Annotated in this window: 24 protein-coding genes and 5 pseudogenes; 22 read left to right on the top strand and 7 right to left on the bottom strand. The window is 72.9% G+C overall.

Translation table 11 applies throughout. The annotated features are described in order from the left end of the window. The first annotated feature begins 151 nt into the window (after window positions 1-151). The 7 genes and pseudogenes from J7I97_RS22545 (at window position 152) to J7I97_RS22515 (ending at window position 4,939) form a co-directional block, all read left to right on the top strand. Window positions 152-637: an LAETG motif-containing sortase-dependent surface protein gene (locus tag J7I97_RS22545; protein WP_214937700.1), complete on the top strand. Its 486-nt coding sequence runs from the start codon at window positions 152-154 to the stop codon at window positions 635-637. An 8-nt stretch (window positions 638-645) separates the two neighbouring features. Next, window positions 646-1,317, top strand: a complete 672-nt coding sequence (locus tag J7I97_RS22540; RefSeq protein ID WP_308363574.1) for a SigE family RNA polymerase sigma factor — start codon at window positions 646-648, stop codon at window positions 1,315-1,317. Then, on the top strand, window positions 1,314-1,832 hold the full coding sequence (locus J7I97_RS22535) for a hypothetical protein (protein WP_214937698.1): 519 nt from the start codon (window positions 1,314-1,316) through the stop codon (window positions 1,830-1,832). Before J7I97_RS22540 ends, J7I97_RS22535 begins: the two co-directional genes overlap by 4 nt. A gap of 29 nt (window positions 1,833-1,861) precedes the next feature. Further along, window positions 1,862-2,530: pseudogene (locus J7I97_RS22530) on the top strand (MFS transporter); the annotation flags it as partial. 39 nt (window positions 2,531-2,569) lie between these two features. Continuing rightward, a pseudogene (locus J7I97_RS22525) lies at window positions 2,570-2,725 on the top strand (heme-binding protein); the annotation flags it as partial. Between the two features lie 86 nt (window positions 2,726-2,811). Further along, entirely contained in the window at window positions 2,812-4,443 is a 1,632-nt protein-coding gene (locus tag J7I97_RS22520; protein WP_214937696.1) for a glycoside hydrolase family 20 protein, read from the top strand. Between the two features lie 46 nt (window positions 4,444-4,489). After that, window positions 4,490-4,939, top strand: a complete 450-nt coding sequence (locus tag J7I97_RS22515) for a GNAT family N-acetyltransferase (protein WP_214937695.1) — start codon at window positions 4,490-4,492, stop codon at window positions 4,937-4,939. Between the two features lie 24 nt (window positions 4,940-4,963). Here J7I97_RS22515 and J7I97_RS22510 read toward each other — a convergent pair whose 3' ends face one another. Both J7I97_RS22510 and J7I97_RS22505 read right to left on the bottom strand, forming a co-directional pair. Beyond that, window positions 4,964-5,269, bottom strand: a complete 306-nt coding sequence (locus J7I97_RS22510) for a DUF3040 domain-containing protein (RefSeq protein ID WP_214937693.1) — start codon at window positions 5,267-5,269, stop codon at window positions 4,964-4,966. Window positions 5,270-5,383: 114 nt separating this feature from the next. Beyond that, window positions 5,384-6,220 (bottom strand): endonuclease I family protein, encoded by an 837-nt coding sequence (locus J7I97_RS22505; RefSeq protein ID WP_214937691.1) that lies wholly within the window; start codon window positions 6,218-6,220, stop codon window positions 5,384-5,386. Between the two features lie 243 nt (window positions 6,221-6,463). Between J7I97_RS22505 and J7I97_RS22500 the strand changes: the two genes are divergently transcribed. Next, window positions 6,464-7,030, top strand: a complete 567-nt coding sequence (locus J7I97_RS22500) for a DJ-1/PfpI family protein (protein ID WP_214937689.1) — start codon at window positions 6,464-6,466, stop codon at window positions 7,028-7,030. 300 nt (window positions 7,031-7,330) lie between these two features. Next, complete coding sequence (locus tag J7I97_RS22495) at window positions 7,331-8,284, top strand: SMP-30/gluconolactonase/LRE family protein (RefSeq protein ID WP_214937687.1); 954 nt, start codon at window positions 7,331-7,333, stop codon at window positions 8,282-8,284. Here J7I97_RS22495 and J7I97_RS22490 read toward each other — a convergent pair. Then, a complete protein-coding gene (locus J7I97_RS22490) occupies window positions 8,268-9,080 on the bottom strand; it encodes a glutamate ABC transporter substrate-binding protein (RefSeq protein ID WP_214937685.1) in 813 nt (270 codons plus the stop codon). The two genes, J7I97_RS22495 and J7I97_RS22490, sit on opposite strands and share 17 nt — an antisense overlap. A gap of 224 nt (window positions 9,081-9,304) precedes the next feature. On the opposite strand from J7I97_RS22490, the pseudogene J7I97_RS22485 reads away from it, so the two are divergent. The 8 genes and pseudogenes from J7I97_RS22485 to J7I97_RS22450 form a co-directional block, all read left to right on the top strand. Next, window positions 9,305-9,680 (top strand): annotated as a pseudogene (locus J7I97_RS22485) (hypothetical protein); the annotation flags it as partial. Window positions 9,681-9,811: 131 nt separating this feature from the next. Then, complete coding sequence (locus J7I97_RS22480) at window positions 9,812-10,285, top strand: hypothetical protein (protein ID WP_214937684.1); 474 nt, start codon at window positions 9,812-9,814, stop codon at window positions 10,283-10,285. Between the two features lie 51 nt (window positions 10,286-10,336). Beyond that, window positions 10,337-10,409 (top strand): annotated as a pseudogene (locus J7I97_RS22475). Window positions 10,410-10,477: 68 nt separating this feature from the next. Beyond that, window positions 10,478-11,617: a gala protein gene (locus J7I97_RS22470; protein ID WP_214937682.1), complete on the top strand. Its 1,140-nt coding sequence runs from the start codon at window positions 10,478-10,480 to the stop codon at window positions 11,615-11,617. After that, window positions 11,614-13,449: an ankyrin repeat domain-containing protein gene (locus J7I97_RS22465; protein ID WP_214937679.1), complete on the top strand. Its 1,836-nt coding sequence runs from the start codon at window positions 11,614-11,616 to the stop codon at window positions 13,447-13,449. The genes J7I97_RS22470 and J7I97_RS22465 overlap by 4 nt, the downstream gene beginning before the upstream one ends. After that, window positions 13,446-14,642, top strand: a complete 1,197-nt coding sequence (locus tag J7I97_RS22460) for an AAA family ATPase (RefSeq protein WP_214937677.1) — start codon at window positions 13,446-13,448, stop codon at window positions 14,640-14,642. Before J7I97_RS22465 ends, J7I97_RS22460 begins: the two co-directional genes overlap by 4 nt. Before the next feature lie 171 nt (window positions 14,643-14,813). After that, window positions 14,814-16,031 (top strand): VWA-like domain-containing protein, encoded by a 1,218-nt coding sequence (locus J7I97_RS22455; protein WP_214937823.1) that lies wholly within the window; start codon window positions 14,814-14,816, stop codon window positions 16,029-16,031. Between the two features lie 94 nt (window positions 16,032-16,125). Beyond that, window positions 16,126-16,680 (top strand): TerD family protein, encoded by a 555-nt coding sequence (locus tag J7I97_RS22450; protein WP_214937675.1) that lies wholly within the window; start codon window positions 16,126-16,128, stop codon window positions 16,678-16,680. A 166-nt stretch (window positions 16,681-16,846) separates the two neighbouring features. On the opposite strand, the gene J7I97_RS22445 is transcribed toward J7I97_RS22450, so the two are convergent. Next, entirely contained in the window at window positions 16,847-17,449 is a 603-nt protein-coding gene (locus tag J7I97_RS22445; RefSeq protein ID WP_214937673.1) for a TetR/AcrR family transcriptional regulator, read from the bottom strand. A 215-nt stretch (window positions 17,450-17,664) separates the two neighbouring features. Between J7I97_RS22445 and J7I97_RS40395 the strand changes: the two genes are divergently transcribed. The 5 genes from J7I97_RS40395 (at window position 17,665) to J7I97_RS22420 (ending at window position 23,637) form a co-directional block, all read left to right on the top strand. After that, window positions 17,665-18,765 carry a phosphatase PAP2 family protein gene (locus tag J7I97_RS40395; RefSeq protein ID WP_251059060.1) on the top strand — a complete coding sequence of 367 codons (1,101 nt, stop codon included), beginning with the start codon at window positions 17,665-17,667 and terminating at the stop codon, window positions 18,763-18,765. Then, window positions 18,762-19,640 (top strand): hypothetical protein, encoded by an 879-nt coding sequence (locus tag J7I97_RS22435; protein ID WP_214937669.1) that lies wholly within the window; start codon window positions 18,762-18,764, stop codon window positions 19,638-19,640. The genes J7I97_RS40395 and J7I97_RS22435 overlap by 4 nt, the downstream gene beginning before the upstream one ends. 5 nt (window positions 19,641-19,645) lie before the next feature. Further along, entirely contained in the window at window positions 19,646-19,981 is a 336-nt protein-coding gene (locus J7I97_RS22430; protein ID WP_251049604.1) for a hypothetical protein, read from the top strand. A 257-nt stretch (window positions 19,982-20,238) separates the two neighbouring features. Further along, window positions 20,239-21,933 (top strand): peptide-N4-asparagine amidase, encoded by a 1,695-nt coding sequence (locus tag J7I97_RS22425; RefSeq protein ID WP_251059059.1) that lies wholly within the window; start codon window positions 20,239-20,241, stop codon window positions 21,931-21,933. Between the two features lie 27 nt (window positions 21,934-21,960). Further along, complete coding sequence (locus J7I97_RS22420; RefSeq protein ID WP_251059058.1) at window positions 21,961-23,637, top strand: serine/threonine-protein kinase; 1,677 nt, start codon at window positions 21,961-21,963, stop codon at window positions 23,635-23,637. A gap of 86 nt (window positions 23,638-23,723) precedes the next feature. Here J7I97_RS22420 and J7I97_RS22415 read toward each other — a convergent pair whose 3' ends face one another. The 3 genes and pseudogenes from J7I97_RS22415 to J7I97_RS40385 form a co-directional block, all read right to left on the bottom strand. After that, a complete protein-coding gene (locus J7I97_RS22415; RefSeq protein WP_214937665.1) occupies window positions 23,724-24,473 on the bottom strand; it encodes a LysM peptidoglycan-binding domain-containing protein in 750 nt (249 codons plus the stop codon). A 254-nt stretch (window positions 24,474-24,727) separates the two neighbouring features. Continuing rightward, window positions 24,728-25,228 carry a DUF5954 family protein gene (locus tag J7I97_RS40390; RefSeq protein WP_214937663.1) on the bottom strand — a complete coding sequence of 167 codons (501 nt, stop codon included), beginning with the start codon at window positions 25,226-25,228 and terminating at the stop codon, window positions 24,728-24,730. 73 nt (window positions 25,229-25,301) lie between these two features. Beyond that, window positions 25,302-25,409: pseudogene (locus J7I97_RS40385) on the bottom strand (DUF5954 family protein); the annotation flags it as partial. Between the last annotated feature and the right edge of the window lie 214 nt (window positions 25,410-25,623).

Raw genomic sequence — 25,623 nt, 5'->3', positions numbered from 1 at the left:
ACCTTTCCGGCCACGGCACTCGGGGGTGTCCGGCGGATCAGGGGCCGGGGAAAAGTTTTTTCGCGGAGGCGGCAACCACATGGCGGGTCGCGCGTCGTGCGGGGGTGAAGGGCGTGATTCCGCGTCCCACAGCCGACCGTGGAGAACCACCGTGAAGAACCTCAAGCGCGTCCACCTGCCCGTCCGCCGGGCGGCGGCCGTCACCGCTGCCGCCGCCGGGGTGGCCGTCGCTCTGGCCGGGCCGGCCTTCGCCGCGCAGGGGCCGGCCGCCGCGGCCACGCCCACGGCCAGCGCGGTGCCGAGTGCCTCCCCGAGTGCCGTTCCGAGCGCCTCCCCGAGTTCCCTTCCGACCGCGGGCCGGAGTGCCTCTCCGAGCGCCGTCCCGACCGCGGGCCAGAGCGCCTCCCCGAGTGCGGTTCCGACCGCGGGCCAGAGCGCCTCCCCGAGTGCCGTCCCGACCGCCGGCCAGACCGCTTCCCCGAGTGCCGTTCCGAGCGCCGCCCCGAGTGCCGGGTCCGCGGACGAGCTCGCGCATACTGGGTCCTCCGCCACCACCATCGCCCTCGGGGCCGGCGCCGTCGGGCTCATCGCCGTCGGAGGGGGCGCCCTGTACACCGTGCGGCGCCGCGTCAGCTGAGGATCCCCGTGCTCCACCTCGCGTCAACCGCAGGCCCCCTCGCGCCCGGCTCCGGCCGGACGCGGCGGGGCTTTTGGTGGTGGCTGCTGCGCGGAGAGCGATCCGCGCCGCCCGTCCCGCCCCAGCCGCACGGGAACCCGTACACCTTCACCTACGGCCACGACCACCCCATGGGCCACGGCGATTCCGGGCAGCCGCCGACCGTCAGCGCGCTCTACCACGCGCACCGGCTCCGCATGGTCCGGCTGGCCGTCCTGCTCGTCGACGACCTGGCCACCGCCGAGGACGTGGTGCAGGACGCCTTCACCGCTCTCTACCGGCGCCACGGGGAGCACATCACGGAGGTGGACAACGCACTGGGTTACCTCCGCACCGCCGTCGTGAACACCTCGCGCTCCGTGCTGCGCCGCAGGCGGACGGCCCGCGCCTGGACCCCGCCCGCGGCGGCCGACATACCGTCCGCCGAGGCGTCCGTCGTCCTGGACGAGGCGCACCGCGAAGTGCTCGCCGCGCTCGGCCGGCTGACGCCACGTCGGCGCCAGGTGCTGGTGCTGCGCTACTGGGCCGACCTCAGCGAGGCGGAGATCGCAGCCACGCTCGGGATCAGCAAGGGCTCGGTCAAATCGAACGCGAGCCGGGGGCTGGACGCGCTGGAACAGATCCTGGAGGGTCGGATATGACGTACGGCGAACGCCCCGTCGAACGCGTACTGCGGCAGGCGCTGGCCGCGCGGGCCGACGACATCACCGTGCGCGATCTCCGGCCCGCCGATCCGCCGGGACCGCATCTGCGGCGGCTGCCGGGCGCGCGGTTGCGGCGCTTCGCCCTGCCCCTAGCCGGTCTGGCCACGGCGGCCGCGGCCGTGGTCGGATACCTGGTGCTGGCGCCGGAAAGGCCGTCGGTCCGGCCGGTGCCGCCGGCCGCGCCGCCCGAGATCACGGGGCCCGCTCCGGCGACCGGATCGGTAACTCGGAGCCCGTCATCGTCACCTACGCCGAGGGCGACCCCCACGCCGGGTCCGTCGCTGTCTCCGTCGCTGTCTCCGTCGCTGTCCCCGTCGAGCGCGGCCCCGCCGGTCTCTCCGTCGGGCTCGGCCCCGCCCACCTCCACCCGGTCCGCCGGCGAGGGCCGGCCCACGCCCGCCGGCTCCCTGACGCCCTCCGCGAGCCCGAGCCTCAGCAAGTCCCCGCACTGACCCGCGAGGGCCGGGACACCCCGGCCCTGCGGCCCGAGGGCGTCCGCATCCGCCACGAGCTGGCCGCCTTCCGCAACGTCCAGGTGCTGCTCGCCATGGCGATGACGGTGCTCGGCTTCGGCGGGGTCTTCGCCGCGATCACCTACATCACCCCGATGATGACCAACGTCGCGGGCTTCGCCGACACCTCCGTCACCTGGCTGCTCGTGCTCTTCGGCCTCGGCATGGTCGCCGGCAACCTCATCGGCGGCCGGTTCGCGGACCGCGCGCTGATGCCGATGCTGTACGTGTCCCTTGGCGCGCTGGCCGTCGTACTGGCGGTCTTCACCCTCACGGCGCACACCAAGGCCGGCGCCGCCGTCACCGTCGTGCTCATCGGGGCCCTCGGCTTCGCGACCGTGCCCCCGCTGCAGAAGCGGGTCCTGGACCAGGCCGCCGGCGCCCCCACCCTGGCCTCCGCCGTCAACATCGGCGCCTTCAACCTCGGTAACGCGCTCGCCGCCTGGCTGGGCGGGCTCGTCATCGCCGCCGGGCTCGGCTGGACCGCCCCGAACTGGGTCGGCGCGGCCCTCGCCGGCTCCGCCCTCGTCCTCGCCGTGGTCTCCGGCTCCCTGGAGCGCCGTACGGCGGGCCGCCCGGGCCGGATCGTCGCGGCCGGCGCCCCCGGCGCCCCCGCAGCCCTCTCCGTCCACCGCTGATCCACGACACCTCGTACGAAAACCCAGGAGAACTCCCGCATGTCCAGCACCAGCACCGCCGCCGCCGCCCGTACCGCCGTAGCCCCGCTGACCACCGAGGACGCCGAACTCCTCGTGGCCGCCGCCCGCACCGCCGCCGAACAGGCTCTCCGCGGGGTCACGACCAGCGTCACCGTCCTCGACGCGGGCGGCCACCCGCCGTCCTGGACTGACGGCTGACGGCCCGGGTAGCGCGGCCCCGTCCCCCGTGCCACGTTGGTACGGGGGAGAACGGGTGTGTGATGAGCCATTCCAGGCAGGCCAGGAGAGTCCACGTCCTCGCGACGGCAAGCGTCGCCGCGCTGATCTCCCTCGCCGTACCGGCCTGTACGGCGAGCTCGGGCGACGCCCGGTCCGCCCCGACCGGTCCCGCCACCGGCCCGTCCGCCTCCGCCCCCGCCGGGACCGCCACGCCCACGCCCACGCCCTCGCCGACCCCGTCCTACCCGCTGTCCACCGCGCCGCGCACCATCCCGGCCGTACGCGAGCACACACCGGCCCGCGGCCCCGGGTGGAAGCCCGCCGCCGACGCCCGGGTGGTCGTTCCGCCCGCCGACAGCGCGGCCCTGTCCGACGAAGGCAGACTGCTCGCCGGTGAACTCCACATCGGCTTCGCGGAGTCCGCCGCGCCACGCCGCGGAGACGTCCAACTCGCCCTCGGGTCAAAGGACTCCGGGCCCGCCGAGTCGTACACCCTCACCGTGCGCGACGGGCAGGTCCGCATCACCGGACCCGACGAGGCCGGGGTCTTCTACGGCACGCGCACCCTGAAACAGGCGGTGCGGACCGGCGGACTCGCCCCTGAGGGAACCGTGCGCGACGGCCCGGCCAAGCCCCAGCGCGGCCTCAACCTCGACATCGCGCGCAAGCACTTCACCCCCGACTGGATAGAGAACCGGCTGCGCGAGATGGCCGACCTGAAGCTGAACCAGCTCGGCCTGCACTTCTCCGACGACCAGGCGTTCCGGATCGAGTCCGGCAGCCACCCCGAGATCGTGTCCACCCCGCACCTCACCAAGGCCGACGTGCGCCGGATCACGGCCCTCGCCGCCCGCCTGCACATCGCCGTGGTCCCCGAGATCGACTCGCCGGGCCACCTAGGCGCGGTGCTGCGCGCCCACCCCGGCCTGCAACTGCGCAACGTGCAGGGCCGGGCGGTGCAGGGCGCCGTGGACATATCCAACCCGGCGGCGGCCAAGCTCGTGGACGACCTGCTGCGCGAGTACCTGCCGCTGTTCCCGGCCGGCTCCTGGCACCTGGGCGCCGACGAGTACCAGGCCCTGGTGGTCAGCGACCCGCAGGCCTCCTTCCCGCAGCTCGCGAGCGCGGCGCGGCAGCGGTACGGGCCCTCGGGGCGGGTGCAGGACCTGGCGACGGGCTGGCTGAACGACCGCGCGGCCGTGGTGCGGCCGTCGGGCAAGGCGCTCAAGGCGTGGAACGACGGCTTCTTCCCGGGCGGGGTCGCCACAGCCGCCAAGGACATCCAGGTCGAGTACTGGACCGGCAAGGAGAACGGCGCCCGGCCGCCGCTGGCCTACCTCAGCGCGGGCCGGAAGGTCGTCAACCTCAACGACGAGTACCTCTACTACGTGCTCGGTGAGCCGAACCAGTTCACGTACCCGACCGGGCGGCGAATATACGAGCAGTGGACCCCGCTCGTACTGCGCGGGACGAGCGCGGTGCCCACGCGGTACGGGGACCAGATCCTGGGCGCGCGGCTCGCCGTCTGGTGCGACCGCTCCGCAGCCCAGACCCAGTCCCAGGTCGCGGCCGGCATCCGCCTCCCCCTGGCCGCCCTGTCGCAGAAGGTCTGGGACGCCCGGGCGCCGCAACAGCCCTGGCCCGCGTTCAAGGCCCTCGCCGACCAGCTCTAGGAATATTCACTGGTCGGGCGAATGCCCGCGCTGTTTGGATGCGTGCATGAACAGTGAACTTCCCGCCACCCGCGAGTTGCCGGGCGGCTGCGAGATCTCCGCCGACCCCGCCCGGCTCGACGCCGAGGTGATCCACCAGTGGCTTTCAGAGGACGCCTACTGGGCCCTCGGCCGGAGCCGTGAGAAGCAGGACGCGGCCATCGCGGGCTCCCTCAACTTCGGCGTGTACGACAGCGCCTCGGGCGCCCAGCTCGGCTACGCCCGCGTCGTCACCGACAGGGCCACCTTCGCCTGGCTCTGCGATGTCTACGTCGCCCCCGGCGCGCGTGGCAAGGGCCTCGGCACCGCCCTGGCCGCCGCGGCCCGCGACCACCTGGCGGCGTACGGCCTGCGTCGCGTCCTGCTGGCCACGGCGGACGCCCATGCGGTCTACGCCAAGGTGGGCTTCGAGCCGCTGGGCACCCCGGAAAAGTGGATGGTACTCGGCGAGCAGTGAGCCCCCCGGGCCGAACCGCCCGGGCTACGGGCGGCTCGCCCGGTCGCGGAGTTGCCAGTGGCGACGAGCCCACTGGCCGATCAGCGGCAGCGCCGTGCACACGGTCAGGATCCAAGCGGCGGCGAATGCCCAGATCAGGGGCTGCGACACGGTGACCGAGGCCGCCACCAGCAGCGCCACCGTCACCGCACCCAGCAGGCAGGCCACCGCGGTGCGGTGACGCCGGTGCGCCGAGCGCAGGATCCGGTCGAGCGAACGGTCACCCTTGAGATGGGCTTCGATCGCGGAGAGGGCGCGCTGCTCGCGGTCGGAGAGTCCGGCTCCATCCATGACGACGTACCTCCGTGGACTGCCGCCGCCGGGCGCGGACCGCAGCCTCTGACCTGCGAATACCCGCCCTGGCGCGATCCAACCCCCGGAGGCCGCCGACACTCCCGTCCGTGGTTACCAGATGGAGTTGACCCACTCCGGGTGGTCGATGAACGGGTTGCGGTTGTGCTGGTAGGTGTCGAATATGACCTGGTTGCGGCGCTGCTCGAAGGCGTCCGGCGGGTCCATCTGGTTCCACTGCTTCAGCAGGCTGATCCGGCCGAAGAGGGGAGCGCTGCCGTTGTTGACCTGGTCGTTCATCTCCAGGTCCGCGAAACCGTCGCCGCCGTCGTAACGCACGGCCATGTAGAGCAGCATCCGGGCCACGTCGCCCTTGACCGCGTCACGCGGCTCGAAGGAGTCGGCGTCGGTGTAGCTGCCGGGGGCTTCGGAGACCGGGCTGCCGCCCATGTCGAAGTCCTTGTTGCCGCGGGTGCTGTTGACCGTGACGTCCTCGGGACGCAGGTGGTGCAGGTCGGTGCCGGGACCGGTGGCGGTGCCGAAGTCGCCGTGGCTCTTGGCCCAGACGTGCTCGCGGTTCCAGTCGTCGGGGTCACCGCCGTTGGTGGACTTCGACTGGGAGCGGCCGGAGTAGACGAGGATGACGTTGTTCGGGTTCGCCGGGTCCTGGTCGGTGACCTTGAGCGCGTTCCACACGCCGTCGTAGGTCACCTTGGACTGGGTCTTGATGATGTTGTGCAGCGCGGTCTTCAACTCGGCGCCGGTCTTGCCCTGGGCGGCGGCGTAGTAGTCGTCCACGGAGGTGGTGGCGCTGTAGGCGTCCACGGTGGTGGCCGCGGCGGCGTGGGGAGTCGCCGTCCGCTGCTGGCCGGCCGAGGCGGCCGCCGGTACGAGGAACAGGGCCGCGGCGGCGATGCCGACCGCCCATGGAGTTTTGCGGAAGATTCTCATGATGTGGGGGATACCTCTTCACATACACCGCCCCCGCCATGGCAGTTGGCGGGGCGTCTGGTGGCAGAGCCAAGCTCACATTGTCATGTGCCCTACAGGTAAAAACCATGTGTCCGGCGTGCGACCTTGACGTCTGCGCCATGCGGGTGACGCCCTCTTGGCACGGACGCCGGGTGCGGGCACGGTAGCGGGGGCCCCAGCGGGGGCCGAGCCGACCATGAACAGCCCTACCGGGAGCAGCCCATGGCAGTGAAGATCCTCATCGTGACCGGCGACGCGGCGGAGTCGCTGGAAGTCCTCTACCCCTACCAGCGCCTGCGCGAGGAAGGGTACGAGGTCCACATCGCGGCGCCTTCGGTGAAGAAACTGCGGTTCGTGGTGCACGACTTCGAGGACGGCTTCGACACCTACACCGAGAAGCCCGGCTACACCTGGCCCGCCGACCTCGCCTTCGCCGACGTCGTCACCGAGGACTACGCGGCACTGGTGGTGCCGGGCGGCCGGGCGCCGGAGTACCTGCGCAACGACCCGGAGGTGCGGCGGATCCTGTCGGCCTTCACCGACTCCGACAAGCCGGTCGCGCAGATCTGCCACGGCCCGCTGATCACCGCGGCGGCCGGCGGGCTGGACGGCCGCCGGGTCACCGCCTATCCGGCGCTGGAGCTGGACATGAAGGCGGCCGGTGCCGCGTACGAGGACTCCGAGGCGGTGGTCGACGGCACGCTGGTCTCGGCCAGGGCGTGGCCCGACCACTCGGCCTGGATGCGGGAGTTCCTGAAGGTGCTGCGCGGCAAGGCGCCGCTGGCCTGAGGCCCGGCTTCGAACGCCCGGCACCATCGTGCACACGGCCGTGGCTCCTGGAGCGGGGGTCACGGCCGCTGTTGTCCGCGTTGTCCGCCGCCGCGAAGTGGAAGCTCCTCATTCCCTTGTGAAGTGTCCGGATCCGGGACTGACGGGACGCGGGGGATGTGTTGAGGTGGGCGGGTCAACCGATGGTGTTTTCAGGGCAGTTGGAAGGTCATCACCGTGACTGGATCGACTCGATCGACTGGATCAACCCGCTCGGCCGGACCGGCCGGACCGGCCGAACAGACCGGCGCGACCAGGGCCTTGGGCCGACGCGGATTCATCGGCGCGGCCGCCGCCCTCGGCGCCGCCGCGCTCGCCGGACCGCTCGCCCCGCTCGCCCGGGCGCAGCCCGCCGCGGGCCGGCCCGACGCGATCGCCACCCCGCCCGGCTTCCAGCCCGAGGGCATCGCCATCTCGCCCAGGGGCACGGCCTACACGGGTTCGCTGATCGACGGCTCGATCTACCGCGCCGATCTCGCCACCGGAGCGGGCCGCATCGTCAGCCCCAGCCCGGGCCAGGGCGCGATGTCGGCCGGCCTCAAGTTCGACACGTACGGCCGGCTGCTCGTCGCGGGCGGTACGGGCGGGCAGATCCGCGTCGTCCATGCCGGTGACGGCCGGGTCCTGGCCGCCCACCAGGTCGCGACCGGCGCCACCTTCATCAACGACGTCATCGTCGGCTGCGGCGGGGCCTGGTTCACCGACTCCTTCAACGACGTCCTGCACTTCCTGCCCGCCGGCCGGGACCTGACCGGCGCCGGCTCCGCCCCGCGGCCGCTGGCGCTCGGCGGCGAATGGGCCCCGACCCCGCCCGGCGGCCAGTACTGGGGCGCCAACGGCATCGAGCGGACCCCGGACGGCCGGGCGCTGCTGGTGGTGAACGACAACGTCCAGGCGCTGTTCCGCGTCGACCCGCGCACCGGCAGGGCCACCCGGACCGTGCTCGACGGCGGGGCGGTGGGCAACGGCGACGGCCTGGTGGTGCTCGGCCGCACGCTGTACGTGGTACGCAACTGGGCTTACGCCATCGACGTGTTCACGCTCGACGGGGACGGGCGGCGGGCCCGGTTCGTCAGGCAGATCACCGACCCGCGCTTCGACGAGCCCACCACGGCGGCGATGTACGGGGGCCGGCTCTACGTCGTCAACGCCCGGTTCGACGCCGACTGGTCGGACCCCGCCACCGCCTCGACGATCGTCAGCTGCCCGTTGTGACCAGGGGGGCGGGCTCGTTCTTGTAGTTGGCCGAGCCGAAGTTCTTCTCCACGGCCGCGTCCCACGAGCCGTCCGAGACCATCTTGGTGAGGGCGGCGTTGATCTTCTTCTGGAGTTCCTTGTCGCCCTTCTTGAGGCCGATGCCGTAGTTCTCGTTGCTCAGGCTCAGCCCGACCAGCTTGAACTTGCCCTCGTTGCCCTTCTTGGCCGCGTATCCGGCCAGGATGGAGTTGTCGGTGGTCATGGCGTCGACCAGGCCGTCCTGAAGGGCGATGAGGCACTCCGAGTAGCCGCCGAGCTCCAGCACGCTCGCCTTCGGGGCGAGGTTCTTCTTGACGTTCTCCGCCGAGGTGGAGCCGGTGACCGAGCACAGCCGCTTGCTGTTGAGGTCCTCGGCCTTGGCGATACCGGTCTCGTTGGCGCGGACCAGCAGGTCCTGGTGTGCGACGAAGTAGGGGCCGGCGAAGTCGACCTTCTCCTTGCGCTTGTCGTTGATCGAGTAGCTGGCCGCGACGAACTCGACCTCGTTGTACTGGATCAGCAGTTCCCGGTCGGAGCTGTAGACCTGCTTGAACTCGATCTCCGAGGGCTTGTAGCCCATCTCCTTGGCGATGTACGTGGCCACGTCCACGTCGAAACCGGAGAACGTGCCGCCCTGCTCGCGGAAACCGATTCCAGGCTGGTCGAACTTGATGCCGATCGCGAGGGGCTCCTTGGCTTCGTCTCCACCGCACCCGGAGGCCGTGAGGACGAGGGCGATCGTTGCGGCGACCGCACCGGCCTGGGGAACCTTCATGCTGGACTCTTTCCTCGGAAAACACGGAACACGCGGATCACGCGGGCAACGCGGGGTGTGGGGCACATGCGGAACCACGGGGTCGGCAAGGCACGTGTATGAGGAAGCTAGGAAGGTGACGGGCGTGGTGTCACTGGATCTGAGCAAAACTTGAGGGTAACGATCTGGTCCGGCCGGAGATTCTGCGGCGGTTTCAGGTCACGGCCGCACGAGGGGGGTCTTCAGTGGTGGCGGATTCGGTAAGGGTGGACGGGAACGCACTGTTGCTGGGCGAGGGGGTGCAGATCCGATTCATCCGGACATTGCGCCTGCCGGAGTCGGGCACCCACGCGCTGCCGCCGGGGTTGGGGGGAGTTCCCGCTGCGGAGGGTGGAGGACTTTCCGGACACGGTTCCGCCGGAGTGGCTGGCGAAGGGCGGGGTGATGCTGCCCGTATACCTGCGCGAGGCGATGTGGCTGAGCTTCGCGGGGTCCAGCGTGCCCGCCGCGCTCCAGGTCGGGGTCGGCAAGGTGTGCGCCGTCTCCGGCGAGCGGTGGACGGGGCAGCTGTCGCGCACCCCGCAGAACTATGTGGTGCTGCCCCGGCAGCCCTGGCTGGACGTGCCCGGCTCGCTCCCCTGGCCGACCAGGTGAAGACCGGGGCCTGCCCGTGACCTGTCCGCGTCCTCCCCGGTTCCCGCACGTGCGAGCACGCACGCGCTTGCCACAGGTAAGAGGAGAGGAGAACCCTGATGCGGCCACCGACGCCCCACAGCGCACTGCGGCAGCTGGACGTGCTCGTGGGCGAGTGGGACATGTGGGCCGCCGGTCACACGGCCGGGCCGGTCCGGACGGAGTTCGCGTGGACGGAGGGCGGAGCCTTCCTCGTCCAACGCGTGGATGTGGGGCCTGAAACGGTTCTCCCCGCCGAATGGGGGGCGAACGCGCCGTTCCCCACTGTGTCGGTGACCGGCTACGACGAAACAGCCGGAGACTTCACCACGCTGTACGCCGATGGCCGCGGAGTCGCACGCACCTACCGGACGGACATGAGTGACGGTGTGTGGACGCAGTGGCGCGCCGCGCCCGGCTTCCACCAGCGGTTCACCGGCGCCTTCGGCGACAGAGGCAACACGATCACCGGCGGCTGGGAGCAGTCACCCGACGGCGAGCTCTGGAGTCCCGACTTCGATGTGACGTACATACGTATCGGGAAGGGTAAATGAGTCAAACTGGTGACCGAGTTCAGGCCGTTGGGCCGGTATGATCGCCGCAGCAAGGCCGTAGCGCAGAGGTCGTCGCGCCCACGCATCGAGCTGGAGGACGTCGGTTCGAATCCGACCGGTCTTGCGTCTTCTTCGTAGTGAATTCATATCGTTGTGGACGCCGGGCACCGGCGAAGGACCGGTGGAGTGGTGATGACACAGCCGACACCCGTACGGTGCCCCGCGATCGAGCACCCCGACTTGCCGCTCGCCGATCCGGCCGGGCTCGACCCGCTGCTGGCGCGGCTCGCGGCGGGCCAACCGGTCGAGGCCGACGAGGAGTTCCCGCTCGGCACGCTGCGCGCGGACGGCCGCGTCGACCTGTGCAAGCAGGGCCTCGGCCCGGCCGGCGCGGCCCGGTTGCTGCCGGCCGCCGCCGCCTCCGCGCACGCCAGCCACCTGCTGCTCGGCACCAACGCCATCGGCGACCGGGGCGCCCGCATCCTGGCCGGGACCCTCACCGGGGAACACGGCCTGCACACCCTCTACCTCGGCTGCAACCGCATCGGCCCCGACGGCGTGACCGCCCTCGCCGGCGCCCTCGCGGACGACACCACCGTCCGGGCCCTGTGGCTCAAGCGGAACCCGGTCTTCGAGGACGGCGCCCGCACACTCGCCGCCCTGCTGCGCCGCAACAGCACCCTGCGCACGCTCGACCTCGTCAACACCGGCATAGGCCCCGAGGGCGTACGGATCCTCCTCGACGCCCTCACCCGGCGCGAAGCACCCCTGGAACGGCTCTTCCTCGGCGGCAACGGCCTCACCGCCGACACCGCGCCCCTGCTCGCCGCGCTGATACGTGAGGCCGGGGTCCGTGAGCTGTACCTCCCGGCCAACCACCTCGGCGACGAGGGCGCCGCGATCCTCGCCGCCGCGGCGGCTGCCGATCCCGACCGCCCGGTCCGCCTCGGCCTCGGCGGCAACGGCATCGGCCCGGCCGGTGCCCAAGCCCTCGCCGACGCCCTCGGCGGCATCGAAACACTGGACCTGGGGCGGGCGATGTCCGAGCGCAGCCTCGGCTCCACCGGCAACACCACCGGGGACGAGGGCGCGTACGCCCTGGCCGCCGCGCTGCCCGGCAGCCCGCTGCGCCGCCTGGAGCTGCGCCACACCGGACTCACCGGGCGCGGCGCGAAAAGCCTGCTGGCCGCACTCCCCGCCGACTCCCCGCTGGAGTACGTCGGCCTCGGGCCCGGCCTGCCCCGCCGGGTGAAGCGTTCCTTCACCGAACGACTGCGCCCGGCCCGGGCCACCCACCCCGACCTGCGCGCCATCGGGAGCGTGTACCGGTGAGCCCGCACACCGAACTCCCGGGCGGTTTCCTGCGGGCGGACGGCCCGGCCTGGCAGCGGATCCGCCGCCACGCCGTGCCCGGCTGGATGATCGAGCAGGCCACCGCACACCGGCTGGCCGGGGACTGGCGGGCGGCCTGTGCGAGCGCCGCCGTGGACATCGCGTTCGACCTGCCCGGTCTGGCGGCCCGGCACGGGGCGGCCGTTGCCGAGGCCGTGGAGGACGACCTCCGCCACCTCGCCCCGGACCTGCTGCGCTGGCATCTGCCCCGGGTGCTGGGCGGCCGCACCACGCTCACCCCCGACCGCCGCATCCTGCTCGCCACCTACGGCGCCACCGCCGACGCACCGGTGCTGTCCGTCACCACCACTCCGATGATCGAGGGATCGCAGCGGCTGCGGATGCAGTGTGCGCCTGTCGACCCGAAGGAACAGCAGCGGCCGTACTACAGCATCAGCGTGGAGGACTGGACCACGGCCCGTCCGCTCTGGGACGCCCGTCGCAGCGCCGAACTGCGCGAGCGATTCGGTGGCGGCTCGGGCCGGCTCCCGTTCTTCCGCCCGGACGGGACCCCGCTCGGCCCCGACGAGCTGCCTGACGCCGACCCCGGCGCGGCCGACTCCGCCGGGCACGCCGAGTGGGTCAGCGTCCTGCACGCCCGCGGTGACATCGCCGAGGCCTACGCGGCGGCGGGCATCGAGCGGGACCTGACCGCGCCCACGCCGCCGACCTATCACGGCGCCGTGGACCCCGAGGCCGTACTGGCGGGCACCGCCTTCGATCTCACCCGCCTGAGGTCCGAGGTACGACGGCTCGCGGCAGCCGGCGCAGGCGACCGGTTCCGGTTCAGCCCGGGCTACCGCGTCATCCTGCTGGAGCCGGTCGGCGCCGGCCCGGACGGCCCGATCCGGGCCCAGGTCATCGAGTGGAACCAGCGGCAGGGCGTGCCGCTGCCGCAGTACGCCTGGCAGCGCCTGCCCGACCTCGAACTGGTGCGGACCGGCCGGATCACCCCGCGCGAGCTGCACCCGCTGGTCGCCGCCGCCCTCTTCCCGGACGCCGGACCCGCGATCCTCCCGGCCGGCCCGGGCGAGCCCGAGCCCGTACGGGTACGGTGCCGCGGCGGGTGGCACGAAGTCCGCTCGCGACGCGGCGTACTCGACCTGCCGCACACCCCCGAGGAGCAGCAACGGGAGCGTGCGATGCGGGCGTTCGGCGGCGCGGTAGCGGGCTGCTTCGCCGTGCAGGAGAGCTGGGTCTCCGGTGAGGGCCGGCTGCCGCGTGCCCTGCGGGCGCAGCGGCAGGAGTTGTTCCTGCGCGCCCAGCACGGGGACACGCCGGGTGTGGTGGCCATGCTGGACGCCGGCGTGGACCCCCGGATCCGGGACTCAAGGCGGCGCGGGCTGCTGCACGTACTGCACCAGCTCGACCACCGGGCGCTCCTGCCACGGCTGTTGGCCGCCGGACTCGACCTGGAGGCGAAGGACTCGGCGCAGCGCACACCGCTGCTGTCGGCGGTGCACTGGGGAGGCTCGGCGGACCTCGTCCGGGCCCTCCTCGCGGCCGGCTCCCGGATCGACGTCGTCGACGAGATGGACCTGTCCCTGTCCCAGGAGATCCGCCGCTACAAGCGCACCGATCTGGCCTTCCTACGGCGCCGGGTGGATGAGGAGTTCCCCGACATCGGCGCCGACTGGTGGGACGAGTACATGGAGGAGCGCGAGGACGACGAGGACGACGAGGACGGCTACGAGGACGACGCCGCGGACGAGGACGACGTCGACGACGCCGCCGCGGACGAGAAAGACGACGACGAGGACGACGCCGCATGAGCGCCCCGACGCAGGCCCCGCGCGCCCTGGCCGCCGCCGACGCGCTGAGCGCCCGGCTGCGGTCCACCCGTACCGAGCCCGCCGCCAACCCCCAACTGGAGGCACTGGCCCTGGCCGTGACGGCCAATCAGCCGGTCCTCCTCTGGGGTGAACCCGGCATAGGCAAGTCCGCCGGCATGGAGCAGCTCGCCGCCGCCCTCGGAGTCGAGCTGGAGACGGTCATCGCCAGCGTCCACGAGCCCTCCGACTTCGCCGGGCTGCCCATCGTCGGCGACGACCCCGCCACCACCGGCGTCCCGATGGCCCCGCCGGACTGGGCCGTACGCCTCGCCCGCACCGGCCACGGGCTGCTGTTCTTCGACGAGTTGTCCTCCGCCCCGCCGGCCGTGCAGGCCGCCTTGCTGCGGGTGGTGCTGGAGCGCCGGGTCGGCAGTCTCGTGCTGCCCGAGGCGGTACGGATCGTGGCCGCGGCCAATCCGCCGTCCAGCGCGGCCGACGGCTGGCACCTCAGCCCGCCGCTGGCCAACCGGTTCGTGCACCTCGACTGGACACACAACCCGCGCACCGTGGCGCGCGGCATGGCCGGCACCTGGCCCGAGGTGGCCATCCCCGCCGTCGACCCGGCCCGGGTCTCCGGTGCGGCGGCCCGGGCCCGCGGCACGATCTCCGGCTTCCTGACCGCCCGGCCGGGCCTCGTCCACCACATGCCGAAGGAGGCCGAGGGCCGTGGCCGGGCCTGGCCCTCGCCGCGCACCTGGGAGATGGCGCTGCGGCTGCTGGCCACCGGGTACGCGGCCGGGGCGGGCCGCGAGGCGCTGGCCGCCGCCCTCACCGGGGCCGTCGGGGAGGCGGCCGGCATCGAGCTGCTCTCGTACCTGGAACACCTCGACCTGCCCGACCCGGACCGGGTACTGGCCGACCCGGACGCCTTCGCGCTGCCCGAGCGCGGTGACCGCCAGCTCGCCTTCCTCATCGCCGTGGTCGCGGCCGTCCAGAGCGAGCTCACCCGGCCCCGCTGGGAGGCCGGCTGGGCGGTGCTGGCCAAGGCCGTGGACGCCGGTGTGCCCGACGTGGCCGCACGGGCGGCCGCCGACCTCGCCGCGATGCGCGACCTGGACTGGCCGGTGCCCGCCGGGATCGACGCCTTCGTGGAGCTGCTCCAGCTCGCGGGCGCGCTGCCGGGCAGCGGCTGACGCCGGCCTGTGGACCGGAACCCGTCCGTGGACCGGAACCCGCCTGTGGACCGGAACCCGTCCGTGGACCGGAACCCGTCCGTGGACCGGAACCCGTCCGTGGACCGGAACCCGTCCGTGGACCGGAACCCGTCCGTGGACCGGCACTCGCCCATGGGCCGGCACTCGCCCATGGGCCGGAACCCGGCTGTGGACACGAGCCCCGCTGTGCGCCTGGACCGCGCCAAGCTGCTGGCCGCCCGCTACAAGGCGGCGGAGGCCCGCCCCTACCTGGCCTCCGCCCTGTACGCGCTGACGGTGGTCCCCGCCGCGGGCGTACGGACCATGGGCGTCGACCGGCACTGGCGCTGCTACGTGTCGCCGGCCTTCGTCGAGGCGACGCCGGTCACGGAACTGGCCGGGGTGTGGGTCCACGAGGTCGCGCACCTGCTGCGCGGCCACCACGAGCGGGCCGACCTGCTCCCGGCCGCCGACCAGAGCGACCCGGTCCGGATCAACATCGCGCAGGACTGCGAGATCAACGACGACCTCCTCGCCGACGGGCTGGCGCTGCCGGCCGGGCGGATGGAACCGAAGCTCTTCGGCCTGCCCACGGGCGGGATGTTCGAGAGCTACCTGCCCGCGATACCGGCCACGCCGCCGCACGCCGTGGACTGCGGCTCGGGAGCGCACGGCACCCCGATGCCCTGGGAGCTCGGCGAGGGCGAGGGCCCCGCCCGGCTGAGCCCCGTGGAGGCGGATGCCCTGCGCCGGCAGACCGCCCAGGCCATGCGGGCCCATCAGCGCACCCGGGGCTCGCTCCCGGCCGGCTGGCAGCGCTGGGCGGAGGAACTGCTGGAGCCCACCGTCGACTGGCGCCGGGCGCTGTCCGGCGCGGTACGGGAGGCCGCGGCCTGGGCGGGCGGCGCGGTGGACTACACGTACCGCCGCCCCTCGCGCCGCACCCCGGCGATGGGCGGCCGTGTGGTGCTGCCCAGCCTGCGCAGGCCGCTGCCGCGGGTGGCGATCGTCATCGACACCTCGGGGTCGATGGGCGAGGAGGAACTCGCCGCGGCACTCGGCGAAGTCACCGGTGTCCTGCGCGAGGTGGGGGTGCGCGGCAACCGGGTCGCCGTACTGGCCTGCGACGCCGACGTACACGCCGTGACCCGGGTGACCAGTACCGAGCAGGTGGCGCTGGCCGGAGGCGGCGGCACAGACATGCGGGTCGGCATCACCGCCGCGCTGGCCATGCCCGACCGGCCGAACATCGTCGTCGTGCTGACCGACGGGTACACGCCGTGGCCGGACGAGACACCGTCCTGCCGGCTGGTCGCCGCCCTGATCGGGGCGGACGCTCCGCAGCCGCCGGGCTGGGTGGAGACCGTACGGGTCGACCTCGGACGGTGACCGCGCTGGCCGGGAACATGCGGTCGGCCGCGCCGTGACCGCGGCCGCATGACAGCATGGCCGGGCAACACCCGGCACACGGAGGGGGAGTTCGGTGAGCGGAGTACGCAAGAGCCTGGCCAAGGTGGAGATTTCGCTGCGGTGGGACCCCAGCCCGGTCGGCACCCCGGCCAACGACCTGGACATACTCGCCGCGGTCTACGGTACGCAGGACCCGTACGGGGAGCCCGTCTACGTCGTGCACTTCGGCAGCCGCGCGCCCGACGGCACCATCACCCTCAACCGGGACAGCCGCACCGGGCAGGGGTTCGGCTACGACGAGGTCATGACCCTCGAACTGAACAGGCTGGCGCCCGAGCTGGGGCGGGTGGTGGTGGGCGTGGTCATCCAGGACGCCGTGATCCACGACGCGGGCGGTGGTGACCGTACGAAAACCTTCGCCGACATCGCCGGCACCGGACTGCGGATCCGCGAGGGCCACACCGACCTCGCCGAAAGTGATTTCACCGTCGTCCCGGGCGCCACGGCGGCCACGGTCGCCGAGTTCACCCGTGATGCCGAGGGCGGCTGGACGCTGGACGCCGACGTGCGCGGATTCGACAACGACCCGGAGGAGTTCGTCCGGACCATGGGCGCCCTGCGGGCCTGACTCCGGCCGGTCCCGGGTCCGCTGACATCCGGCCCGCACAGATCGGGCGGCGGCCACTCGTCAGGCGAGTGGTCGCCGCCCGGTCCGGGTGGCGCGCTGCCGCCGTCCCCACGAGGCAGCGCGGGCAGGTCGCCGTCCGGTCATCGGAAACGGCGGCCCGCCGGTTCTAGGGGCTGAGCCCGAGCGCGGGAAGCAGGGCCGCGTCGACGAACCGGACCAGGTAGTCGGCGTCGGCGTACCGCCCCTCCAGTACCGGGCGGATCCGGAGCACGCCCATCAGCTGCGCCGGCAGGAACTCCACGGCGGGGTGGTTCGCGGGGATCTCGCCCCGGGCCACGGCCCGCTCCACCATTGCGTCGAACGCCGCCAGCTCCGGCTCCACCAGCGCCTCGCGCAGTGCCGCCTGCAGCTCCTCGTCGCTGAGCACGGCGCGCCCGAGGGCCTGGGTCAGCAGGGTGTCACGCCCCGAGGTGCCCGCCGCGATCCGGGCCGCCTCGCGCAGATCGCCCGCCAGGGTGCCGGTGTCCACGGCGGCGAGCGTGCCACGCCGGTTCGCGCGCAGGGCGGCGGCGACGAGCTGTGGCTTGGTCTTCCACTGGCGGTAGAGCGTGGACTTGCCGCAGCAGGCCCGGGCGGCAATGCCCTCCATGGTCAGGGCCTCGTAGCCGTGCTCGCGCAGCTGCTCCAGGACGGCCTCGTAGAACTCCTGCACCCGCTCCGGGCTGATCTTGGAGCGGCGCGCGGCGGTCGGCGTCTGCGTCGACGTCATGGGGCGGCTCTCCTCTGCGGCTCGAGTCGGATGTGAAAAGTGTACGGGAACGCAAGCGTATCGGTACACCCGCGTATCGATACGCGAATGTATCGATACACTGGCGTGTCGATGGGCGCGCGGCCCGGATGCCCGGAAGCCGCTGGCGCGCACCGGCCGCTCCATCAGCCCCGCATGCACCAGAGGCGGGGCTTGTACAGGAAGAAGGACGGGGGATGACCTCCCACACGACACCTGCCGGGCCACCACGCGGGCCCAAGGGCGAGCGGCGCCGCCTCATACGCGAGCTGCTGCTCGTCGCGGGCCTGTTCACCGTCTACAAGGCCGGCCGGACGCTCTCGACGGACCGCACCGACGAGGCCTTCCGCAACGCCGCCCGGGTCTGGGACGCCGAGCGAGCCCTGCACCTGCCCGGCGAGGGCGCGGTACAGCGGCTGCTGCTCCACGGGGACGCCGTCATCCACACCGCCAACACCTACTACGCGGCCGTGCACTTCCCCGCCACCGCGCTCTTCCTGGTCTGGCTCTACCTACGCCGCCCCGCCCACTACCTGTGGGCCCGCCGGGGGCTCGCCGTCCTCACGGGAGCCGCCCTGGCCCTGCACCTCACCTTCCCCCTGGCACCCCCGCGGATGCTCGACACCGCGCGGCTGGTGGACACCGGGCAGGTCTACGGACCCACCGTTTACGGCGCCGCCCCGGCCGCCGACACCATGGCCAACCAGTTCGCCGCGATGCCCTCGCTGCACTTCGGCTGGGCGCTGATGCTGGCCCTCGGGATGATCGCCGCAACCGGGTCGAGGTGGCGCGCCCTGTGGCTGCTGCACCCGCTCGTGACGCTGCTCGTGGTCGTCGGCACGGCCAACCACTACTGGCTCGACGCGATCGTGGCCACCGTGCTGCTGGGCGGAGCCCTGCTGTTCGTACCGCGGCCTGCGGTTGGCGGGGAGTCGCGGGTGCGGGGGGTGCTGCGGCCTGCGGTGCGCAGTGCCCCGGGTGTGCGGGGCGTCCTGCGGCCCGCCGTCCGCGCCGCCGAGGCCGTGCGCGGCCTCCCGCGCCCGGGTGGGGCCGTCGATGGGCCTGCTGCTGGGGGCACTGAGCTCGTGCCCGCTGCCACTGTCGCTGCCGCGGCCGCCTTTGCCGATGCGCCTGCCCACGCCGCCCCATCTGCCACGGCTACTGGGGCTGAGCTGTCCGTTGCCGTGGCCTCGGGGACGGACACGTCTGCTGCCGTCGCTTCCGGGGCGGGCCCGTCCGCCGCCGTCAGCGCAGGGGCAGGTCCGGCCGCCCCCGTCATCGTTGGGGCCGGGCGGTGAACGCCACCGCCCTCGCCGTGCTGCTCTGCTTCGCCTCCGCCGCGACCTACGCCGCCGCCGCCGTGGCCCAGGAGCGGCTCGCCCGGCGTGCCGTCGCCCGTAGCGCCAAGGACCTGCTCGGCTCCGGCGCCTGGTGGTGGTCGGCCGGGCTGAACGCCGCCGCCGCGCTGCTGCACGCCGCGGCCCTGCGCTACGGCCCCCTCACCCTGGTCCAGCCGCTCGGTGCGCTCACCCTCGTGGCCGCCGTGCCGCTGGGGGCGCGCGGAGCCGGGCGCCGGGTCGCGGCCACCGAGTGGCGCGGCACCCTGGCCACCGTCGTGGGGCTCGGCCTGCTGCTGCTCCCCGCCTCCGGCCCCGCCCCCGACGACACCCTCACCCTGGCCGAGGCGCTCGCCGTCTCGGGAGCCACCGCCGCCGTGATCACGCTGCTGACGGTACGCAGGGACACGCGCTCCGGGCTCCGGCACGCCACCGCGTCCGGGCTGGCCTCCGCGGTCGCCTCCGCCCTGACCCAGACCGTGGCTGTCGCGGGTGGCCGCGGGGGCGCCCTGATCAGCCTCCGGGTGGTCACGGTGGCCCTGCTGGTCGTGGTGTTCGCGGTCGGCGGGATGCTGCTGTCGCAGCGGGCCTACCGGGGCGGCCTCGGGGCGCCCCTGGCCGTGGTGAACCTGGCCAATCCGCTTGCTGCGGCCGCCATCGGCATGGTCCTGCTCGGCGAACGCCTCCAGGGCGGTGCGCTGGGCATCCTGCTGGCCGTGGCCGGCGCCTTCGCGGCCGCGCGCGGGGTACTGCTGCTCACCCGGACGCCGCCCGTCGCCCCGCTCACCGCTCCCGCCGCTCCTCCCGCCCCGCCGATCGCCCGTGTGGCAGCATGATTCACATGGCTGACGGATCGTATCTTTCCCTGTGCTCCAAGGACTCGGTGCTGTCCATCGGTTCGGTGGACTCGGTGCTCTCCATCGGCTCGGTCGGCAGCGTCCTGTCCGTCGGCTCGATCGGATCCGCGCTCTCGGCCGCCTCCATCGGCTCGGCGCTGTCGCTCGGCTCCGCGGCGTCCTGGCTGAGCACGGGCTCCGCGCTGTCCGCCCAGTCGACCCTGTCGGTGCTCTCCTACCGCTCCCGCGGCGGCTTCATGGCAGCAGGGGTCGGCGTCGGCGTTGTCGCCGCGGCCACCCTCGCCACCACCTTCGTCCTTTCGCGGACCCGCCGCAGCTGAAAACCGACGGCCGAGAACCGTCCGCAACTCCCGCGACCGAGCCCCGCCTTCCGCCTCGGCGACACCGTGCACGCCGACGAAGACGGCGTGGTCGTCCTCCCCGCCACAGCCTGACCCCACGCCGCCCCGACGGAACCACCGGACCTCGAACCGGCCCCGCCCAGGGGGTGAGCGCCTGTCCGGAGGGGCGAGATTCAGCCGCTGCCGGGCCGCGAGGGCTGGCGCCGCCCGGGCGGGCCGGGTTTCACTGCGGGCCCATGAGACGACACAGGATCATGGGCCTGCTCGGCGCGCTCGCGCTGGCCGCAGGCACTCTGGCCGCCGCGGGACCCGCGGGCGCGGCCGGCCCCTCCGGCGCCACGGGCATCCCCGGGCTCCTCGACGCCACCGGCCGGCCCACCGCGGCCGCCGTGACCACCGAGTCCGGGAAGCCCGACACCCCGCCCGCCGAGTTCGGGACCGACTGGCACGACCCCCTCACCGCGGCCCCGCCCATCGCGCGCCCCGCGACCCGGTCCTGCGAGGTGACCCTCGCCGAGGCCCAGTTCCGCGACTACACCCCGTACCAGGGGAGCTACACACCCCCCGCGGGATGCGGCACCGGCGGCTGGGCCAAAGTGGTGCTCCGGCTCGAAGGCAAGGTCAAGGGCCGCCAGTACGACCGCCTCGGTCACCTCTCCGTGGGCGGCGTCCAGATCTTCCACACCTCCACCCCCGAGCCCTCGCCGGACGGCATCACCTGGTCCGTCGAGAAGGACGTCACCCACTACCGCGACACCCTCAGCAGCCCGCAGTCCGTCGAAATGCTCATCGGCAACGTCGTCAACGACACCTACACCGGTGTCATCGACGTCAAGGTCACGCTCACCTTCTACGCCGCCGAGGGCCGCACCTCGGCCCCGGAGACCCCTGACCGGGTGCTCCCGCTCACCACCCCCGCCGTCACCACCCCGCGCAACACCGAGCGGCTCCTCGCAGAGGTGTACGCGACCGGCTCGGGAGGCGGCTGCGAGGAGTACTGGTACATGACCACCCCGGACGCGGCCCCGTACTCCTGCAAGGCCGCGGACGGCCCCTACCGCGAGGTCCGCATCTCCGTCGACGGACAGCTCGCCGGCCTCGCCGCGCCCTTCCCGACCGTCTGGACCGGCGGCTGGTCCAACCCGTTTCTCTGGTACGTGACCCCAGGGCCCCGCGCCTTCGACGTCCGGCCCATCGTCTACGACCTCACCCCCTACGCCGCGCTCCTCAACGACGGCCGCCCGCACCGGATCGAGGTGTCCGTCGCCGGAGTCCCGGCCGGGCAGAGCGGCTGGAACACCCCGGGGAACCTGCTGCTGTGGCAGGACGACGCCCGCGAGGTCGTCACCGGAGCCCTGACCCGGCACGAGGAGAGCGAACCGGCCAACTCCTCCCGCTGGACGCCGGGCGCCGAACACCGTCTGGACACCGAGGGCGGGCACCGGCTGACCGTGGCGGGCCACCTCGACACCTCCCACGGCCGGGTGGCCACCACCATCACCCGGGCCGTCCACCACACCTCCGTACACCGCTGGACCGACGGCGAGAACCTGGACGCGCTCACCGGCACCTGGACCGACGAGGAGACCGCGACCCGCGGCGGTACCACCACCCGAACCCAGCGCACGTACACCATGGACGGCGAAACCACCCTCGGAGCGGGGGACCGGCTGCGCACCGTCCTCTCCCTCGGCGACCGCGCGGACACCGTCACCCTGCGCGGCGGCCACCCGCTGGACCGGTCCCGGCTCGACGACCGTTACTCGGGCGACGCCGCCTACACGGCCAACGTGCCGCGCGACCAGCGGCACGCCGTCGGAACCACCTCGGCGCGCTACCGGCTGTACGGGTCCGATGTGCCCGGCGGCTGTTACGACCGTACGGTGGGCACCGCCCAGGGCACGTTGACGGTGGACCGCCGCCGCTGCTGACACCGGCGGACCCTACGATGACCGGCCATGGACAAGAGTGAGGCCGGCAGACAGCTGGTCGACGGCCGCTTCGAACTGATCAGCCCCCTGGGCGCCGGAGGCATGGGCACGGTGTGGCGCGCCCGCGACATCGCCCTGCATCGCGATGTCGCACTGAAAGAGGTGCGCCCGCCGGACCCGGCGACCGCCGCCGCCCAGCCCGGGCTGGCCGTCCAGCTGCGCGAGCGCGCCGTCCGCGAGGCCCGGGCGCTCGCTCGCCTCGCGCACCCGCACGTGGTGACGATCCACCACATCGTCGAGCCGGCCGACGGTGTGGACGGGCACCCGTGGATCGTGATGGAGCTGGTCAAGGGGGGCTCCCTGCACGACCGGCTGGCGGCCGGCCCGATGCCGGTCGAGGACGTGCTGCGGCTCGGCCTCGACGTGCTGTCCGCGCTGCGGGCGGCGCACGCCGAGGGGGTGCTCCACCGGGATGTGAAACCGGCCAACGTGCTGCTGCGGCCCGATGGCGGGGCGGTGCTCACGGACTTCGGCATCGCGGCGCTGCACGGGTCGACCGCGCTCACCTCCACCGGTGTGCTGATCGGCTCGCCGGAGTACATCGCGCCCGAGCGGGTGCGCGGTGAGGAGGGGCTGGCCGCCTCCGACCTGTGGTCGCTGGGCATGCTGCTGTACGTGGCTGCGGAGGGGGTCCATCCGCTGCGCCGGGCCACGAGCCTGGCCACCGTGGTCGCCGTGCTCGACGAGCCGATCCCGGCGCCGGTGCGGTCCGGCCCGCTGGCGCCCGTACTGGAACGGCTGCTGGTACGGGACCCGGCCGCGCGGCCCGACGCGGAGCAGCTGGAACAGCTGCTCCGGAACGCGAGCAGTGCTCTTGCCGGTGCCACGCCGACCACGCCCCCGGCGTCTCTGGGCCAGTACGGCCCGCCGGCCCCACAGCCCTACGCGGCCCCTCAACTCTTCGCGACGCCCCACCCCTTCACCCCGGGCGGCGGTTCCCCGTACGCGATCACGACCCCGAATCCCGTCCCGGCTCCGGGCACCCCGCGCCGCCGCCCGGCGCTGCTCGCCGGCCTCGTCACGGTGGCCCTGGTCGGCGGGACGATCGGCATCGTCCAGTGGCTGCCCGACAAGCACGGCGGTTCCACCACGGACGCGAAGGGCGGCGGCACCACGACCATCTCCGCCCCCGCCACCCCGAAGACGAGCGCAGGCAGCGGCAACCGGCAAGCCACCACCGGCCCCGCCGCAACCGCCCCCAAGGGCAGCATGCTCACCCCCGCCAATGTGCGTACCGCCCTGGCGGCGCTCAAGGAGAAGGCCGGCACCACCACCTTCGTGGACCTGCGGATCTACGACGGATACGTGCTCGCCGCCATCCCCACCGCCCCCGGGGCCAAGACCGTCGACTCCTGGGAATACCGCAACGGAGAGGCCGAACGCACCGGCCCCGACGGCACCGTCGAGGAGGGGGAACCGCTCATCGACATGGCCACGGTCAACTGGGACGCCCTGCCCGCGCTGCTGGAGCAGTCCCAGAAGGAACTCGACGTCCCGAAACCCACTTCCCGCTATGTCATCGTCGAGCCCTGGATGATGGACCAGGTCCCGTGCATGCGCCCCTACCTCAGTGACGACTACGGCCAGGGCGGATACGTCCTCGCCGGAATCGACGGCAAGATCAAGAAGGTCGTCCGCACCTGACGCAGTGCTGGCGGGGCCTCCAAGCGGGGCCCCGCCGCGTTCCAGCCGGGGTCCCGCCGGGGCCCCGGCGGGTTCCAGCCGGGTTTTTAGTACGGGCCGTTGACGTTGTCGATCGAGCCGTAGCGGGCGGCCGCGTAGTTGCAGGCGGCGGTGATGTTCGCGACCGGGTCGTACGAGTCCAGGGACGTACCGGGCACGTGGTAGGCGCGGAAAGTCGGGTCGATGACCTGGAGCAACCCCTTGGAGGGGATGCCGGCCGCCGCGTTGGAGTCCCAGTTGTTGATGGCCAGCGGATTGCCCGAGGATTCCCGCATCACATTGCGGTGAATTCCGTTGTAGCTCCCGGGAATACCGTGCTTCGCCATGATGTCCAGCGACTGCCGGATCCAGCCGTCAAGGTTGTTGCCGTACGCCGTGACCGGCTTGGCGACCGTCGCCTTGGCCCTGGCCGCCGCCGCCTTCGCCGCCGTGCCGATGGTCAGCTTGAGGCCGGGCCGGATGATCGACGGGTTGGCGCCGATGGCGCTCCGGTTCGCCTCGTAGAGGGCCTGCCAGCCGCCACTCACGGAATGCTCCACGGCGATCTTGGAAAGGGTGTCGCCGCCGACCACGGAATACGTGACGGGCAGGGCGGCCTTTTCCACGGTCACAGCGGCGGCGGGGGCCACCGCGGACATGGTGGCGGCGGACACGGCGGCCGGCTGCGCGACGGCCGCACCGGCGGTGGTCGCGCTGATCAGCGGAAGGGCGAGGGCCGCGCTCCCGGTGCCGGCGAAGGCCAGCTTGCGGGCGATCGGGTGCTGCTTCGGCCGACGGTGCTTCGCCTTTGCGGGCATGGCGGAATTCCTCACGTGGGGGGTACGGGAGAGCCCGGGCGGCGGCCGGAATCGGCATTGGGCCACCGGGAGTGAGGGTGACCGTAGGCGAGTCCGCGGGGCCGGAACAAGGCTTGAATTCCACCGGGAGATCGACTTCTCGGTATAGGTCCGGAAAATGACCATGAAAGCACCTTCGCGGGAAAGCCAACTTTCTTTCCGGGAAAAGGGAATCGGCCCCGTCAGGGAAATGATGTTGACCGCGTCGAGGTGACTCACATCACGGGTTCGGGGCCCGGCGGAGGAATCCGGGCAAGTCGCCCTTCCGTGTACCTGATTCGGGCGACTTGGGCGATGCAGACGAATCGCCCACACAGGATGCTTTCCGGCGCGATCCGAGTGGGTCGGGTCAGCTCTGTCGCGTGATCACTCCGTGCTCGTCCATCGTCGGGTGCATCTTCATCGGCGTACGGATCCTCGTCGGACGGCCGCGGGGTCTCCGGCCCGTCCGGCCCCATCCGGACCAGTCGGCGCATCCGTACGACATGTGGTTGGATCACGAACCCGGTGTCCGGCTCGGGGTCTCGGGTGCGGATGCCCCAGCCGCGGTCGGCCGGCTCCGGATCGGTCGGCCGGGGCTGCTCCGGCCCCTCGGCGTTGCTGTAGAGGAACTCGTCCGCGCGCACCACCCGGTACCGGGTACCGGCCGCGGTCACCTCGTCCACCGGCTCCGTCTCCAGCAGCAGCTCCCGGTTCTGCGCGTTGATCGGGCTCACCCCGCCGAAGCCGCGCGACCGCGGCCAGCAGCTCCCGGCGCACCCACCGCTCGTCGGTGTCGTCCTTGGCGGGGAACCACAGCAGGGAGTTCAGGGCGTCGCGCGCCTCCTGCGGGAATCCGCCGGTCACCGCGCTCACCACCCGCCACCGCCTCCCGTCGCCGTCGCCTTGGGCGGCCACGCCGAACAGGGGTCCGCGGATCACCGGACTCCTCCGAGGATGCCCCGGCCTTCAGGCCGGGGCGGAATCGGACCCCTGCGGAGCAGGGCAGGAATCGGGGTTTCGCCCCCAGGGCGAAAGACCGCGCTCCAGGGCGGCTGGTACAGACCTGCGTGCCGCGTCGGAGGCATCGGCCTCCTGCGCCGCGGCCACGGGGTGCTCCGTACCCACGACG

This window comes from Streptomyces sp. ISL-87 (genome assembly GCF_018614095.1).
Lineage (GTDB): Bacteria > Actinomycetota > Actinomycetes > Streptomycetales > Streptomycetaceae > Streptomyces.
The sequence above is the reverse complement of the archived record's forward strand: the minus strand, read 5'-3'. Positions and strand labels throughout refer to the sequence as shown.